This window comes from Streptomyces sp. NPDC057010, from assembly GCF_042673805.1.
Classification (GTDB): Bacteria; Actinomycetota; Actinomycetes; order Streptomycetales; family Streptomycetaceae; genus Streptomyces.
In genome coordinates this window covers 73732-88742 of record NZ_JBHUSC010000017.1, presented here as the reverse complement: position 1 = coordinate 88742, position 15011 = coordinate 73732, and the positions used below count along the sequence as shown (strand labels likewise).

At 73.1% G+C, this 15011-nt stretch carries 11 protein-coding genes; all 11 read right to left on the bottom strand.

The genetic code is table 11. From position 1 onward, the window contains the following. Position 1: 1 nt before the first annotated feature. On the bottom strand, positions 2-2938 hold the full coding sequence (locus ACFTXQ_RS17300; protein WP_382641546.1) for a tetratricopeptide repeat protein: 2937 nt from the start codon (positions 2936-2938) through the stop codon (positions 2-4). Further along, entirely contained in the window at positions 2935-4206 is a 1272-nt protein-coding gene (locus ACFTXQ_RS17295) for a hypothetical protein (protein ID WP_382641544.1), read from the bottom strand. The genes ACFTXQ_RS17300 and ACFTXQ_RS17295 overlap by 4 nt, the downstream gene beginning before the upstream one ends. An 86-nt stretch (positions 4207-4292) precedes the next feature. Next, the gene (locus ACFTXQ_RS17290) at positions 4293-5330 is read right to left on the bottom strand and encodes a glutamate ABC transporter substrate-binding protein (RefSeq protein ID WP_382641542.1); all 1038 of its coding nucleotides are present in this window, start codon (positions 5328-5330) and stop codon (positions 4293-4295) included. A 20-nt stretch (positions 5331-5350) separates the two neighbouring features. Further along, a complete protein-coding gene (locus ACFTXQ_RS17285; protein WP_382641540.1) occupies positions 5351-6748 on the bottom strand; it encodes a hypothetical protein in 1398 nt (465 codons plus the stop codon). Positions 6749-6926: 178 nt separating this feature from the next. Further along, positions 6927-7916: an N-acetylglucosamine kinase gene (locus ACFTXQ_RS17280; RefSeq protein WP_382641538.1), complete on the bottom strand. Its 990-nt coding sequence runs from the start codon at positions 7914-7916 to the stop codon at positions 6927-6929. Further along, positions 7907-9181: a 6-phospho-beta-glucosidase gene (locus ACFTXQ_RS17275; protein ID WP_382641608.1), complete on the bottom strand. Its 1275-nt coding sequence runs from the start codon at positions 9179-9181 to the stop codon at positions 7907-7909. Before ACFTXQ_RS17275 ends, ACFTXQ_RS17280 begins: the two co-directional genes overlap by 10 nt. A gap of 8 nt (positions 9182-9189) precedes the next feature. Beyond that, positions 9190-10029, bottom strand: a complete 840-nt coding sequence (locus tag ACFTXQ_RS17270; protein WP_382641536.1) for a carbohydrate ABC transporter permease — start codon at positions 10027-10029, stop codon at positions 9190-9192. Further along, entirely contained in the window at positions 10026-10967 is a 942-nt protein-coding gene (locus tag ACFTXQ_RS17265; RefSeq protein ID WP_382641534.1) for a carbohydrate ABC transporter permease, read from the bottom strand. Before ACFTXQ_RS17265 ends, ACFTXQ_RS17270 begins: the two co-directional genes overlap by 4 nt. A gap of 6 nt (positions 10968-10973) precedes the next feature. Further along, positions 10974-12311 (bottom strand): ABC transporter substrate-binding protein, encoded by a 1338-nt coding sequence (locus tag ACFTXQ_RS17260; protein ID WP_382641532.1) that lies wholly within the window; start codon positions 12309-12311, stop codon positions 10974-10976. Positions 12312-12403: 92 nt separating this feature from the next. Continuing rightward, positions 12404-13621, bottom strand: coding sequence for an ROK family transcriptional regulator (locus tag ACFTXQ_RS17255; RefSeq protein ID WP_382641530.1), 1218 nt, complete (start codon positions 13619-13621; stop codon positions 12404-12406). A 130-nt stretch (positions 13622-13751) separates the two neighbouring features. Then, positions 13752-14840, bottom strand: coding sequence for a mechanosensitive ion channel family protein (locus ACFTXQ_RS17250; RefSeq protein ID WP_382641528.1), 1089 nt, complete (start codon positions 14838-14840; stop codon positions 13752-13754). Between the last annotated feature and the right edge of the window lie 171 nt (positions 14841-15011).

Sequence of the window (15011 nt, the reverse complement as noted above, 5' to 3'; positions counted from 1 at the left end):
CTCACACCCACGTCCGGGGACGGAAACGGTTTGCCCGCTCCACCAGTTCGATCCTCTCCTCGCCCCGCTGCGCCAGCCGTGCGAGCACGCGGTACGAGCGCTCCAGTCCGAAGCGCAGGCCCCGCTCGTCCAGTTGACTGCCGAGCAGCGAGGTCCGGCCGGGGTCGGAACCCCGGCTACCCGACAGTACCCAGTCGAGGGCCGAGCCCAGAACTTCCGTGGCGAGCCGCTCGTGGCGCTCCGGATCCAGGCCCGACCGCCGCAGCGCCTCCACCTGGTCGGCGGCGGCCGCCAGATCGGCCAGCAGCGGCTCCTGCGGGGACCGGTCGCGCAGACGTGCCCGTACGGCTGCCACCCGCGCGGCGGTGTAGTGGATCGACGCTTCCGGTACGGACTCCAGCGTGCGTACGGCGTCGCCCCGTTCGCCCGCGGCCAGCTGGACCCGGGCCAGCCCGAACGCGGCGCTCACGAAGCCGGGGTCGGTGGCCCAGACGAGACGGTAGTACTCGGCGGCGTTGTCCAGCTGGCCCAGGACCTCCGCGCACAGCCCGAGGGCCAGCTTGGGCGCGGGTTCGCCCGGGAAGGCGTCGTAGATCGCGTCGAAGGACAGGGCCGCTATCTCGTTGTCGCCGGTGGCCAGCGAGGCGATCCCGCGGGCCCACACCACCCGCCAGTCGTCCGGATGCCGTTCCTCCAGTTCCGTCAGGGTGCGGCCGGCCGCGGGCAGTTCGCCCAGCTCCAGCCGGGCCCGCAGCTCGCGCAGCCGCAGCTCGGCGGATTCGGCCGGCGCCGAGCCGAGGGCGCCCAGGAGGTCGCCGGGTGCGGTGGCCAGCAGGCCGGCCAGGAACCCGGCATTGGGGTCCGCCGGGTCCACCAGCGGTACGGGCAGGGCCAGGGCGGTGTCCCGCGCGTCGAGCGTGGCCGCTGCCGCGGGGGCCGGCGCGGATGCGGGGGCGGGGCCCGCCGCCCGGGCGGGAGCCGCGACCGAGGCCTGCCGCTGCGCGGGCACCGGAGCCCCCGCCACATGCGTGGCGGTGGTCCCGATTCCCGGCAGGGCCGCCCCGCCAACGGGCGTCCCGCCCGGCGGGGTTCCGGGCGCGCCGGCGCGCCCGCCCGGCCACGCGGCGGAGCCGGACGCGGGACCGCCCACGGGCACGGGCGTACCGCCGGCGGGAGTCCCCGGCGCCCCCGTGGACCCGCCGGGCCACGACGTCGAGCCGGACGCGGGACCGGCCACGGGGGTGCCGCCCGGCGGCGTGGCGCCCGCCGGTGCCGCGAGCACGGCCGGCGGGGGACCGCCGGGCCGGACTGCAGGGCCGCCGGCGGGGGCGCCCCGGCCGCGCCGGGCGAACCGTCCCCCCAGCAGGGAGGCGACCGGGCCCCGCCCGGAGGCGACGTCCCGTTCGCCCAGGCGCGATACCGCCGTCCCCGCCGGGTCGGCGAACAGCCGGTTGTCCGGGACGCGCAGTTCCGGGCCGAAGAGGGTGGACAGCTGCGGCCGAGGCCGGCCCGTCTGGAGGGCGACCACCTCGCGCAGCACGCCCGTCAGCTGGTCGGCCATCTCCTGCGCGGACGCGAACCGCCGCCCCGGATCGGGATCCGTCGCCCGTACGAGCAGCCGGTAGAAGGACTCGTACCGCCCGAACACCTCGATGTGCTCGGGGTCCGGCAGAGAGTCCACGAACACGTTCGTGTAGCCCTGGAAGTCGAAGGTGAGTACCGCCAGCGTGCGCGCCACCGTGTACAGGTCGGAGGCCACCGAAGGCCCCAGCTCCGCGACCTCCGGCGCCTGGTAGCCGACCGTGCCGTAGATGGCCGACTCCTCGTCGTCCATCCGGCGCACCGCGCCCATGTCGATCAGCTTCAGCTGGTCCTGCTGCTGGATCGCGTTGTCGACCTTGAAGTCGCAGTACAGGAGGTTCCTGCTGTGCAGGTGGCCGAGCGCCTCCAGCGCCTCGATCCCGTACGCGCACGCCTGCTCCACCGGCAGCGGATCACGCCGGCCGTCCGGCCGCCGCCGCTCGTTGGCGATCTCCTTCAGCGACTTGCCGCCCACGTACTCCATGACGATGTACCCGTCCAGCGAACCGGTCCGCTGGTCCAGGTGCTCCACGAAGTTGTAGATCCGCACGATGTTGGAGTGCTCGATCTCCGCGAGGAACCGCCGCTCCGAGATCGCGGCCTCCATGGCGTCCTGGTCCCCGGTGTCCAGCAGGCCCTTGAGGACCACCCACCGGTTCGAGACCGCGCGGTCCACCGCCAGGTACACCCAGCCGAGCCCGCCGTGCGCGAGGCAGCCCGCCACCTCGTACTGGCCGTGCACCACATCGCCCGGGTTCAGCTTGGGCACGAAGGAGTACGGGTGCCCGCACTTGGTGCAGAACCCTTCCGTCCGGCCGGGGCGCTCGCCCCGGGCCCGGCCCACCGGGGCGCCGCAGTCCGAGCGCGAGCAGAACCGCTTGCGCTCCGGCACCTCCGGGTTCTCCAGGACCGCCGCCGAAGGATCCGGACGAGGCACCTCCGGTACGGTGACCAGCCCTGCCCCGAGCCGCCCGCGCCCGGAACCCGAGGCCGCCGAGCCCGAACTGCGCACCGACACCGACCGGGTGGACGCCGTACCCGACAGCGAGCGCGAAAGCCGGCCCGACACGGAGCGCCGGGACGAGGAGGAGCGCGAGGAGCGCGCCGAGGCCGAGGACCGGGCCGAACCGTGCGAACCCTGCGAGCCCGTGGACCCCCTGGATCCGCCGGAGCCCAGCGAGCCGCCGCGCGCCGCGCTGGTCATCCCCGTCGGCGGCGACACCAGCTCCTCGGCACCCGCCGAGACCGCGCCGACCGGCGCCAGCCCGCAGGTGTCGCAGTACAGCTCGCCGCCGCCCATGTCCTCGTAGGTCCCCGGGCAGCCGGGGCGAACGCACGCGGTTCCGATCAGGCTCATGCGTCCTCCTTCCCAGGCGTTCCCGCGCCCGTGTCCGTGCTGCTTCCCGTGCCCTGCACCGCCTCCGCCGCCGCCTGCTGGTAGCGCAGCACGGCCTGCTCCGCGGCCCGCAGGTCGCAGGGGGCGCTCCACAGCATCCGCCGGGCCGCGTCGTACCGCTCGATCAGCAGCGGGTCCTCCGCCAGCCCGTGCCTGGCCACCTTCGCCTTGTACGCGTCCAGCCGCCCCCGCAGCTCTGCCCTGACCGCCAGCGGGGCCGTCACCGCGGTCAACGATTCGCGGGCCCTGCGCAGTTCCTCCTCGGCCCGCTCCTCCAGCGACTCCAGCAGCGGGGAGAGCCGGTGCCAGCGGGACTGGCGCCGGTGCTCGGCCGCCGCCGCCAGCTGCTCCTGCAGGACCGTCGGCGGGCCGCTCACCGCGGGCACCTCCGACGCGGCGATCTTCGCCAGCACCTCGCCGCGCGCCGTCCGCGCCTCCGCCAAGGTCCGGTCGGCCCGCGACAGGACGTCCCGCAGGGCGATCAGCCGCTGCTCGGCATCCTGCCGCACGTCCAGTACGGCCTCCACCTCCCGCCGTACGTCCTCCAGCGCGAGCGCGGCCCGGTCGTAGCGCCCGGTGTCCGGACGGCCCCCGCCCGGCGCCGAACTCCCGGCCGCCGCCAGCCAGAACGCCAGCGGGTCGGAGATCACCTGCGCCCGCAGCTCCGCCAGCTCGGCGGTGATGGCCTCCAGGTCGTCGCCCGAGGGGTGCTCACCCGGCCGCACCCCCACCGAACGGGCCAGCGAGCGGGTTCGGTGCAGCTCGGCGGCGAGCAGGTCGATCCGGGCCGGCAGCGCCGACCACACCGCGTCGGCGGCGACCACCACGTCCAGCGAGCTCGCGTACAGCGCGTTCATCCGGGCCACCAGCTCGGCCAGCGAGAGCCGTTCGGCCAGCGCCGCGCCCTCCACGGCCGCCCCGGCGATCAGCACACCGGGCCCCCGCAGCCGCTCGGTCAGCTCGACCAGGTCCTCGCGGCTGGGCCAGCGGCGCCGCTCCCGGACCTCCCGGGCGGCTGCCAGGGCACCGCTGTAGGCGTCGAAGTACCGCCACAGCCGGGTGATGTCGGCATCGGCCGCCGCCCACCGCTCCTTGGTGACACCGGTCAGCCCGGCGCCCTCCAGCAGCCGGCGCCCGGCGTGGTCCTGGAGGGCCAGCAGCGAGGTCTCCACGGCCTCGTGCTCCGCGCCCAGCCGGGCCAGGGCGCGGTCGACACCGTCCCGGTCCATCACTGCCGCATGCGCCCCCGGCGAACCTGGCTCCACCGACTGTGCCTCCGCTTCCGATTCTGTCTCCGCACCGGAACCCACCGGCCTCAGCCGTCCCGGTACTTGGGCGGGGGCGGCGCGGTCACGCCGGGCAGCACGGGCTGGAGGTGCTTGAGGTACGACCTCATCCACGGGCTGTCGTTGCCGCCCGCACGGTAGTTCTCCAGCACCTTGTTGACCCGGCGGACCAGGTCGGCGGCGTCCTTGTTCATCGCCACGCCGTAGAACTCGCGGGTGAAGGGCGAGCCGACCAGCTGCACCGACGGGTCCTGCGCGGCCTGCCCGGCGGCGAGGGCGTTGTCCGTGATGATGCCGTCCACCTCGCCCAGCTGGAGGCGGACCAGACAGTCCAGCTGATTGGGCACCGCGACCGGCACCGAGTTGTACGACTGCGCCTTCAGCGTGGCCTCCGCCGTGGAACCGGCGGCGAAGCAGATCCGCTTGTCCTTCAGCGAGGTGTCGTAGCCGGTGATCGGCGAGCCCTTCGGCGCCAGCACCTGCTGCCCGGCCTCGAAGTAGGCCGTCGAGAAGGCGACGTCCTCCAGCCGCTTGCAGTTGATGGTCATGGTCCGCACGACGATGTCGACACGGCCCTCCTGGAGCGCCGGGATGCGCTGGCTGGTGGGGATGGCCCGGTAGATGACCGCGTTCGGATCGCCCAGGATGTCCTGCGCTATCGCCTTCACCAGGTCGATGTCGAAGCCGTCGAGCCGGCCTCCGTCGGACTGGTTGCGGTACCCCCAGCGGAAGCTGTTCTGGTCCACGCCCGCGACGAGCTTGCCCGCCGCCTTGATCCGCGCGATGGCCGCGCCGTCCAGCCCGGACGGGCGCAGGCTGGCCTCCGGGTCCTGGCAGGTGTCGGCCGGAGCCGCCGGGGCCGCCACCATCGAGGCCGGCTCGCGGACCGACACCGCGTGGCCGGCCTCCGGCGTCGCATGGGCGAGCGGCAGCAGCACCGCCGCGGCCGTCACCGCGCAGGCGGCGGCCATCGCGCTCACCCCGCCCCAGCCGCGCAGCCGCCGCGTCAGGCGCCGCACTCCGGACACTCCGCTCTTCCCGTCACCGTGGCCTTCGGAGGCACGCATCGCCCGTATCCGCATCGCTCTCACCTGTACTCCGAAAGCCTGCGCCCGATGCCCAGCAGTGCCGCCGCCGCGCCGACGACCACGAGGGCCGCCGCACCGGTCACCAGACCGCCCAGAGCCCCGAGCCCGTCCCGGGCGGCCCGGGTGAACTGCTGCTGCTCGTGGGTCACGGCCTGCTCCAGCGAGGCGTCCACCGTGTCGAAGGCCGCACCGCTGCTGTCCTTGTGGTTCTTGTCGCCGACGACCTGGGGCAGCGCGGCCTCGTAGTCCCCCTTCAAGTCCGCCTCCCGGGCCGCCGTGTGGCGCTGCTTCCACTGCTTCACACCGTCCGAGGCGCGGGTCACGGGCGCCCGGCCGGCCTCGTCGTCGGCCAGCCGCAGCGCGGTCGCCAGCCCGGCGTCGAGCTCCTTCATGTTGTTCGTGAAGTCCACGTCGTACTTGTCGGACTTCTTGTCCTCGGCCAGGACGGCGCCCCGCGCGACCAGCGTCAGGTTCTCGCCGGCCCGCGCCTGGAGCGAGGCGATCCGCGCGTCGTTGAGCACCTTCAAGGACTCCTGCCCGTCCGCGCGGGCCTCACTCAGCGAGGACCGCGCCACCGTGTGCCCCACGGCCAGCCACAGCAGTACCACGACGGACGCGGCCGTCGCGGCCAGCAGACCGTGGTTCAAGACCCGGTTCGTACGACGGTAGTTGCGCCGCTGCGCCCACACCAGTGCGGCCAGGGCGACCAGACCGGTGGCGACCGAGGCCAGCGGCCAGGACCGGGCGTCGTCGTAGTCCGTGTAGAGCCGGCCGGTCTCCGCCTCGTACAGCCGCTGAGCGGCGGGCAGCAGCTGGGTGGTCATCTGCTCGTTGGCGTACCGGAGATAGGCGCCGCCCAGCGGCAGGCCCTGCCGGTTGGCGGCCCGGGCCTGCTCTATCAGCCCGGTGTAGCGCGGCAGCTGCTCGCTGAGCAGGGCGATCTGCTCGCGGGCCTCCTTGCTGCCGCCGGTGTTGGCGGCCGCGCTCACCAGCAGCTTGGAGGCGTTGGCGATGTCCTTCTCGTACCGCTGGCGCACCTCCCGCGGCTCCTGGGCGCCCAGCAGGAACCCGCTGGAGGAGGTGGTGTCGGCGTCCGCGAGGGAGCGGTAGATGCTGGCCGCGTCCGCGCTCAGCGGCTGGCTGCGGCCCACGACGTCCTCGGCGGCGGTGGACCGGCCGGAGATCTCCCACACGCTCACCGTTCCGAACAGCACGATCAGGGCGGCCAGCGCGGCCCCGATGATCCGCAGCCGGCCGGGCTCGGTGGTCGCCGCCTCGCGCAGCCGCTCCACGCCCTCGGCCCAGGCGGTACCCCGCCGTGGCGGCGCGGCAGGCGGCGCCGGGGGCGGTACGGAGACACCGCCCTCCGGCGCGGGCGCGCGTGATGTGATGGCCACCGTGACCTCCCCCTCGGTCTCATGCTCCGCAGCAGTATGGCCGTAGCGACGGTCGACCACACCACCCGGTGCCCGATCTGAGGCGATCCACCCCCCGTGGCCGCCCCCGTGTCCCCTTCACCGTCAATACGTCCGCACGGCCCCCACGGTTCCAGACGGTCCCCGCCCCGGGGCAGGTTCACTCGAAATGGGCACGGAGTTTCGCGCCGGCTGACGGCGGGGAGCCGACGGTGTCCAGGCCCAGGAGGGCGGCGCCCAGGACCGGCGGGGCCGTGACCACCGATACGCGGGCGTGCGGGGCGCGTTCGGACAGGAGTTCCTCGACGCGGTCGTTGAGCTGCGGGTGGCGGGCGGCCAGGACGCTGCCGCCCAGGACCACCGGGACCTCCTCGGACAGCAGGTCCAGGCGGCGCAGCGCCACCGTGGCCATGGTCGCGACCTCCTCCGCCTGCCGGTGCACCAGGGCCAGCGCCACCGGGTCCCCGGCGGCCGCCACCGCGAACAGCACGGGGGTCAGCTCGTGCCGCCGCCCGCCCGGGATGCGGCCGAGGTGCAGGCCCTCGATCAGCGCGTACATCGAGTCGAGGCCGAAGTGCGCGGGCAGGGCGCGGGCCAGCTCCGTCGGGCCGCCCCGCCCGTCCTCGGCGCGGGCCGCGAACCACAGGGCCTCCTCGGCCAGTCCGCCACCGCCACCCCAGTCGCCGGAGATCCGGCCGATCGAGGGGAAGCGGGCGGTCCGCCCGTCCGCCGTCATCCCGACGCAGTTGATGCCCGCCCCGCACACCACGGCCACGCCGCGCGCCTCGGCGCCTGCGGGCAGCCCGGCCCGCAGCAGGGCGAAGGTGTCGTTGTGCACCGTCGCCGTGCGGCCCCAGCCCCGGCGCTTGATCTCGCGCGCCAGCTTCCACTCCTCCACCGGGAAGTCGGCGTTCGCCAGACAGGCCGACACGTGGTCGGCGCAGGGCCCCACCTCCCCCTTCACGTAGAGGCCGACCGAGGCCATCGCCTCCGCGATCACGTCGACGGCCGCGGCCACGCCCGTACGGAAGGGCTGGAACCCCCCGGCCCGCCCGGTGCACATCACCGAGCCGTCCGGGGCGACGAGGGACACGTCCGTCTTGCTGTTGCCCGCGTCGACGGCCAGGACGTAACGGAGCTTCACGCCCACGGCAGGTGCTCCTTGTTGTGCGCGATCAGCCGGTCCGTCAGCCCCTCGGCGAGGTCGAACTGGCCGACCAGCGGGTGCGCCAGCAGCGCCCGGAAGACCCGCTCCCGGCCGCCGCGCAGCGCCGCGTCCAGCGCGAGGTCCTCGTAGGCCGTCACGTTCGCGATCAGCCCGGCGTACAGCGGGTCCAGCCGGGGCACGGTCAGCGGCGCCACCCCCGAGCCGTCGACGCGCGCCTGGACCTCGACGACCGCGTCGTCCGGGAGGAACGGCAGGGTCCCGTTGTTGTACGTGTTCACCACCTGCACGGGGCTGCCGGCGCCACCGCCGTCGCCCAGCAGCGCGGCCGCCAGGTCCACGGCCGCCTCCGAGTAGAAGGCCCCGCCCCGCTTGGCCAGCAGCGCCGGCTTCTCGTCCAGTGCCGGGTCCGCGTACAGGTCGAGCAGCTCCCGCTCCATCGCCGCGACCTCGGCGGCCCGCGAGGGCTTGGTCGCGAGCTCCCGGACGACCTCGTCGTGGGCGTAGAAGTAGCGCAGGTAGTACGAGGGGACGACGCCGAGCCGGTCCAGCACCGCGCGCGGCAGCCGCAGGTCCCCGGCGATGGCCTCCCCGTGCGCGGCGAGCAGACCGGGCAGCAGGTCCTCGCCCCCCGGGCCGCCCCTGCGCACGCCGAGCTCCCAGGTGAGGTGGTTGAGGCCCACGTGGTCCAGGTGGATGTCGGCCGGCGCCAGGCCGAGCAGGGACGCGAACTTCCGCTGGAGGCCGATGGCGACGTTGCACAGCCCGACCGCCTTGTGCCCGGCCCGGAGCAGGGCGCGGGTGACGATGCCGACCGGGTTGGTGAAGTCGATGATCCACGCGTCCGGGTTGGCCCGCCGGACCCGCTCGGCGATGTCGAGGACCACGGGGACCGTGCGCAGCGCCTTGGCGAGGCCGCCCGCGCCCGTGGTCTCCTGCCCGACGCAGCCGCACTCCAGGGGCCAGGTCTCGTCCCGGAGCCGGGCTGCCTGGCCGCCGATGCGCAGCTGGAGGAGGACGGCGTCGGCGCCGTCGACGCCCGCGTCGAGGTCGGAGGTCGTGGTGACCAGCCCCGGGTGCCCCTGCCGGGCGAAGATCCGCCGGGCCAGGGAGCCGATCAGCTCCAGGCGCTCGGCGGCCGGGTCGATCAGCACCAGCTCGCTGACGGGCAGCGTGTCGCGCAGCCGGGCGAAGCCGTCGATCAGCTCCGGGGTGTAGGTGGAACCGCCGCCCACCACAGCCAGTTTCATCGTGGTCATCAGCCTTTCACGCCGGTCAGGGTGACGCCTTCGACGAACGCCTTCTGGGCGAAGAAGAAGAGGACGATCACCGGTGCCATGACCAGTACGGTCGCGGCCATGGTCAGGTTCCAGTTGGTGTGGTGCGCGCCCTTGAAGGACTCCAGTCCGTAGCTGAGGGTCCAGGCGGCGGGGTTGTCGGAGGCGTAGATCTGCGGGCCGAAGTAGTCGTTCCACGCGCAGAAGAACTGGAACAGCGCGGCGGCGGCGATGCCCGGCTTCGCCATCGGCAGGACGACGCGCAGCAGGGTGCGCAGCTCGCCGCAGCCGTCGACGCGCGCCGCGTCCAGGTACTCGCCGGGGATGGTCAGCAGGAACTGGCGGAGCAGGAAGATGGTGAAGGCGTCGCCGAAGGCCATCGGGATGATCAGCGGCCACAGGGTGCCGGACAGGTCGAGCTGCTTGGCCCAGAAGAGGTACATGGGGATGACCACCACCTGCGGCGGCAGCATCATCATGGCGATCACCAGCAGCAGGGACAGCCGCCGGCCGCGGAAGCGGAACCTGGCGAGGGCGTAGGCGACGGGCACCGAGGAGACCACGGCCAACAGGGTGCCCAGCCCGGCGTACAGCAGGGTGTTGCGCCACCAGGTCGGGAAGCCGGGCGTGTTCCACACCTGGGTGTAGTTGCCCCACTCCCAGGTGTCGGGCCACAGGTCGCGGGTCAGTGCCTGCCGGTCGCCCATCAGGGAGGTGAGGAGGAGGAAGACGAAGGGCAGGACGAAGAACAGGGCGGCGGCCGTGCCCAGGGAGTGCACTGCGATCCAGTGCAGGACGGCCCTGCGGTTGCGCGTACTCATTCACCCGCTCCGATCAGTCCGCCACGGCGGCGCAAGAGGAGCGCGGTGAATGCCATGGAGAGGCCGAACAGGACCAGCGCCACCACACACGCGGTGCCGTAGTCGAAGCGCTGGAACCCGAGGTTGTAGACGAGCTGGGGCAGGGTCAGCGTGGACTTGTCGGGGTAGCCGGGCTCGAACTGCTGGCCCGAGCCGCCGATCACCCCGGCCGCCACCTTCCCGGCCACGAGCGGCTGGGTGTAGAACTGCATGGCCTGGATGACCCCGGTGACCACGGCGAACATGATGATCGGCGAGATGTTCGGCAGGGTGATGTGCCGGAACCGGGCCCAGGCGCCCGCCCCGTCCAGCTCGGCGGCCTCGTACTGCTCCTTCGGTACGTCGAGCAGCGCGGCCATGAAGATGACCATCAGGTCGCCCACTCCCCACACGGCGAGCGCGGTCAGCGCGGGCTTGGACCAGGCGGGGTCGGTGAACCAGCCGGGTGCGGGGAGCCCCGCCGAGCCCAGCAGGCTGTTGACGGGGCCGGTGCCGGGGTTGAGCAGGAAGACGAAGGCGAGGGTCGCGGCGACCGGCGGGGCCAGGTAGGGCAGGTAGAACAGGGTCCGGAAGATCCCGGCCCCCGTCTTGATCTTCGTGATGAGCAGGCCGGTGCCGAGACCGAAGAGGATCCGGCAGGTCACCATGACGAGGACCAGCCACAGGGTGTTGCGCATCGCCGGCCAGAACAGCGGATAGTCGGTGAGGACGTAACTCCAGTTGTCGAGGCCGTTGAAGACGGGCTGTCGGAAGCCGTCGTACTTCGTGAGGGAGAAGTACAGCGTGGACAGCATGGGGTAGGCGAAGAAGACCGCGAACCCGATCAGCCAGGGGGACATGAAGGCCGCGGTCCGCAGGGCGGACCGGCGGCGCTTCGCCCGCAGTGTGGGGGTGGCCATCCGGGGCTACTTCGCCTTCGCGATGTCCGTGTCGATCTGCCGGTCGGTCTTGGCGAGGCCGGCCGGGATGTCGGCGACGTCGCCCTTCTCGACCGCGTACGCGAAGTCCGTGAAGGTCAGCTGGTAGGTGCCGCCGTCGGCCTGGGCCGGGGTGGTGCCGGACTTCGGGTGCCTGGCGATGTCGAGGAAGGTCTTGAACTGCGGGGTCACCCGGAGGTTCGGGGACTCCAGCGCGGCCAGGGTGGAGGGCACGTTGTGGATGGCGTTGGCGAAGGCCACGACCGCCTCGGTGTCGGTGGTCATGTACTTCACCAGTTCCCAGGCGGCGTTCTGCTTCTTGCTGCCCGAGGCGATGCCCATGATCGTGCCGGAGAGGTAGCCCTTGCCGTAGTCGGCCTCCTGGTCGTCCGGAACGGGCAGTGGCGCGGTGCCGATCTCGAACGTCACCCCCGCCTCCTCGGCCATCGAGGCCCGCCACTCGCCGTCGATCTGCATGGCCACCTTGCCGGTGTGGAAGGGGTGTTCGGCGCTCCACTCGTCGCCGAAGCCGGCGCGGAACCTCTCCAGCTTCTCGTAGCCGCCGAGCCGGGCGACCAGGTCCTTCTGTGCGGTCAGCATCTTCGCGAAGGCCGGGTCCTTGGCGAGGTTGGAGGTGCCGTCGGCGCCGAACCAGGCGGGGCTCCACTGCGCGGCGAGCCGCATGGGGGTGGTCTCGTAGCCGTGGAAGGTGGGCATCAGGCCGAGCTGCTCGTACGAGTCCCCGCTGGTCTTGGTCAGCTTCTGCGCAACCTCGGTGAACCGGCTCCAGGTCTTGGGGGGTTCGGTGATGCCGGCGGCCGCGAAGGCGGTCTTGTTGTAGACGAGGCCGTACGCGTCGTTCAGCAGCGGCAGGGTGCACTGGTTGCCGTTGAACCGGGTGTATTCCAGCAGGGTCTTGGGGAAGACCTTCGTCTTGTCGATGCCGGACTTCCGGAGGAAGGGGTTCAGGTCGGCGAAGGCCTTGGAGTTGCAGAACTTGCCGACGCTGTCGGTGGTGAAGGAGGAGACCACGTCGGGGGCCTTGTCGCCGCCCGCGCGCAGTGCCTGGTTGACCTTGTCGTCGGTCATGTTGCCGGTGACCTTGACCTTGATGTTGGGGTGCGCCTGCTCGAACCGGGCGATGTTCTCCTCGATCGCCTTGGTCTCGCTCGGTGCGGACCAGCCGTGCCAGAAGGTGAGGGTGACCTCGGCCTTGGGATCGTCGGAGGCCGTGTCGGTGCTCTGGCCCATACAGGCGCCGGCGAGTACGGATATGGCGGCCAGGGCGGCGGCGGCCGTGGCGGTCCGGCGTGCGGTTCTGGGCATGGCGGGGCTCGCTCTCTGCGTGAGGAACTTCCGTGGGGGTGCCAGTGAGGGGTGTGCCGGTGCGGGTGGGGCCGCCCGGTGGGGCGGGCGGTTCAGCGGGAGGTGTCGAAGACCTCGTCCCGGGTGGCGGCCAGCGCGCTCTCCAGCGCGCCGTGCAGTACCGGCCGTTCCCGTACCTCGCCGGAGACCAGGCGGGGCCGGGACGGGGCCAGTTCGGCGAGCTCGGCCTCCAGCATGCGGCGCAGCGGGTCTCCGCCCGCGGCGATCACGGCCCCGGACAGCACCACGATCTCCGGGTCCAGCACGGCGACCAGCGAGGCGAGACCGGTGGCGAGCAGGGTGGCGTACGACTGGAGGAAGCGCAGGTGCGCGCCCTCGGGCGCGGCCGCGGCCCGCGCGAGCAGTGCGACGGCGGCGGCGACCTCCCGGCCGTACGGGTCCCCGGAGTCCGGGGCCGGCGCGGCCTCGACCCCGAGGTCCGCGGCGAGGCCGGGCACCACCTGTACGCCGGCCAGTTCCTGGTAGCCGCCGGTGTTGGCCCGGGTGACCTGCCGGACCAGGGGGTGGCCCGGCACGGGCAGGAAGCCGACCTCGCCGGCGCCGCCGGTCCAGCCGCGGTGGAGCCGGCCGCCGAGCACGAGGGCGGCGCCGAGGCCCTCCTCGTTCCACAGCAGGACGAAGTCCTCGTGGCCGCGCGCCGCGCCGAGGCGCTGCTCGGCGACGGCGGCGAGGTTGACGTCGTTCTCGTACTCGACCGGCATCGGCAGGGCCGCCGCCAGCTCGTCGAGGAGGGTGGGGGAGTGCCAGCCGGGGAGGTGGCTGGCGTAGCGCAGCCGGCCGGTCTGCGGGTCGAAGGCGCCGGGGGTGGCGATGACCACCCGGTGCAGGTCGGACTGGTGCAGTCCGGCCGCCTTGACGGCGCCGCCGAGGGCCTCGGTGACCTGCCGGACGGCGTCGGTGCCCTCGGTGTACGGGACCTCGTGGGTGCCGGCCACCGTGCCGGTGAGGTCGGCGACGGCCGCCAGGACCCGCCCGGGGGCGACGTCGAGTCCGCCGACGTAGGCCGCCCGGGGGTTGATCGCGTACAGCTGGGCGCTGGGGCCGGGCCGGCCGCCGTCGGTGCCGGTGGCCACGACCAGTCCGGCGGCCTCCAGGCGGGCCAGCAGCTGCGAGGCGGTGGGCTTGGAGAGCCCGGTCAGGCTTCCGATCCGGGTCCGGGACAGGGGGCCGTGCGTCAGCAGCAGGTCGAGCGCGGCCCGATCGTTCATGGCGCGCAGCAGGCTGGGCGTTCCGGGGGTGGCGGCGGGCATGGCGCGGTCTCTCCCTCACCGAGGTGAACTGTTAGGTAAGTTTCCTATCGCCGTTCGGGCCGTGTCAATGGCGCTGCCCCGCAGGATGTGACCTGCGGGGCAGCGGCGGCGTGCGGTGCGGTGCCGGAAGCTATTTGGTGATCCGCGGGGCGGCGGCCGGGGACGGGATCGGGGTGGCGGCCAGCGACTGCGGGGAGGCCGGGTTCGACAGCGCGGACGGCGCGGCGACCGCGGCCGCCGGGTCCGCGGGGGCCTCTTCCTCCTCGCCGGCGGGGGCCGGCGCGCCGCCGATGATCCGGATGCCCGCCGCGTCGAAGGCCTCCTTGATCCGCCAGCGCAGCTCCCGCTCCACCGCGAACTGCTGGCCCGGCATCGTCTTCGCCGACACCTTCACCGTCATGGAGGCGAGCAGCACCTCGTCCAGGCCCAGCACCTCGACCGGCCCCCACAGGCGCTCGTCCCACGGGGACTCCTTCGCCAGCGTGTCGGCGACGTCCTGGACCACCTCGCGGATCCGGGACAGGTTCTCGGAGGGCTTGACCTGGACGGCCACGCCGGCGGTCGCCCAGCCCTGGCTGAGGTTGCCGATCCGCTTGATCTCGCCGTTGCGGACGTACCAGATCTCGCCGTTGTCCCCGCGGAGCTTGGTCACGCGCAGGCCGACCTCGATGACCTCGCCCGAGGCCACGCCCGCGTCGATCTTGTCGCCGACGCCGTACTGGTCCTCCATGATCATGAACACGCCGGACAGGAAGTCCGTCACCAGGTTCCGGGCGCCGAAACCGATCGCCACACCCGCCACACCGGCACTCGCCAGCAGCGGGGCCAGATCGATCTTCAGGGCGGCCAGCACCATCAGCGCGGCCGTGCCGAGGATCACGAACGAGGCGACCGAACGCAGGACCGAACCGATCGCCTCCGAACGCTGGCGGCGCCGCTCGGCGTTGACGAGCAGCCCGCCGAGCGCGGTGCCCTCGACGGCCTCGGCGCTGGTGTTCATCCGGTTTATCAGCTTGGTCAGCGCCTTGCGGACCACCGAGCGGAGCGCGGCCGCGATCACCACGATCAGCAGGATCTTGAGGCCGATGCTCAGCCAGGTGGCCCAGTTCTCCTCTATGAGGCTCGCGGCCTCGTTGACGCTCTCCTGTGCCTCTTTCACCGAGGTGGGGGCGTCCGGTACCTGGGCTGCCAGGGGCAGCAGAGCGGCGGGCCAGGGCACGACAGGAACCTCCCGGTTTAGCGGTCTGCCCGCGGAACCGGTGTGCGGGCAGGCCAACCACACTAACGGGGCATTCCCTTCACTCCGGCGCCCTGTTCGAGGGAGAGACCAGGCTCACCCGGGGATGTAGTGGGTGTGGTTGAAAACACCCCGGGGCCGTTACGGGCTCGT

What these genes read in the sequence shown, in the direction of transcription:
- ACFTXQ_RS17255 (WP_382641530.1), bottom strand. Translation starts at nt 13,621, where the DNA reads ATGCCCGCCGCCACCCCCGGAACGCCCAGCCTGCTGCGCGCCATGAAC.
- ACFTXQ_RS17290 (WP_382641542.1), bottom strand. Translation starts at nt 5,330, where the DNA reads ATGCGTGCCTCCGAAGGCCACGGTGACGGGAAGAGCGGAGTGTCCGGA.
- ACFTXQ_RS17270 (WP_382641536.1), bottom strand. Translation starts at nt 10,029, where the DNA reads ATGAGTACGCGCAACCGCAGGGCCGTCCTGCACTGGATCGCAGTGCAC.
- ACFTXQ_RS17275 (WP_382641608.1), bottom strand. Translation starts at nt 9,181, where the DNA reads ATGAAACTGGCTGTGGTGGGCGGCGGTTCCACCTACACCCCGGAGCTG.
- ACFTXQ_RS17260 (WP_382641532.1), bottom strand. Translation starts at nt 12,311, where the DNA reads ATGCCCAGAACCGCACGCCGGACCGCCACGGCCGCCGCCGCCCTGGCC.
- ACFTXQ_RS17300 (WP_382641546.1), bottom strand. Translation starts at nt 2,938, where the DNA reads ATGAGCCTGATCGGAACCGCGTGCGTTCGCCCCGGCTGCCCGGGGACC.
- ACFTXQ_RS17265 (WP_382641534.1), bottom strand. Translation starts at nt 10,967, where the DNA reads ATGGCCACCCCCACACTGCGGGCGAAGCGCCGCCGGTCCGCCCTGCGG.
- ACFTXQ_RS17295 (WP_382641544.1), bottom strand. Translation starts at nt 4,206, where the DNA reads ATGGACCGGGACGGTGTCGACCGCGCCCTGGCCCGGCTGGGCGCGGAG.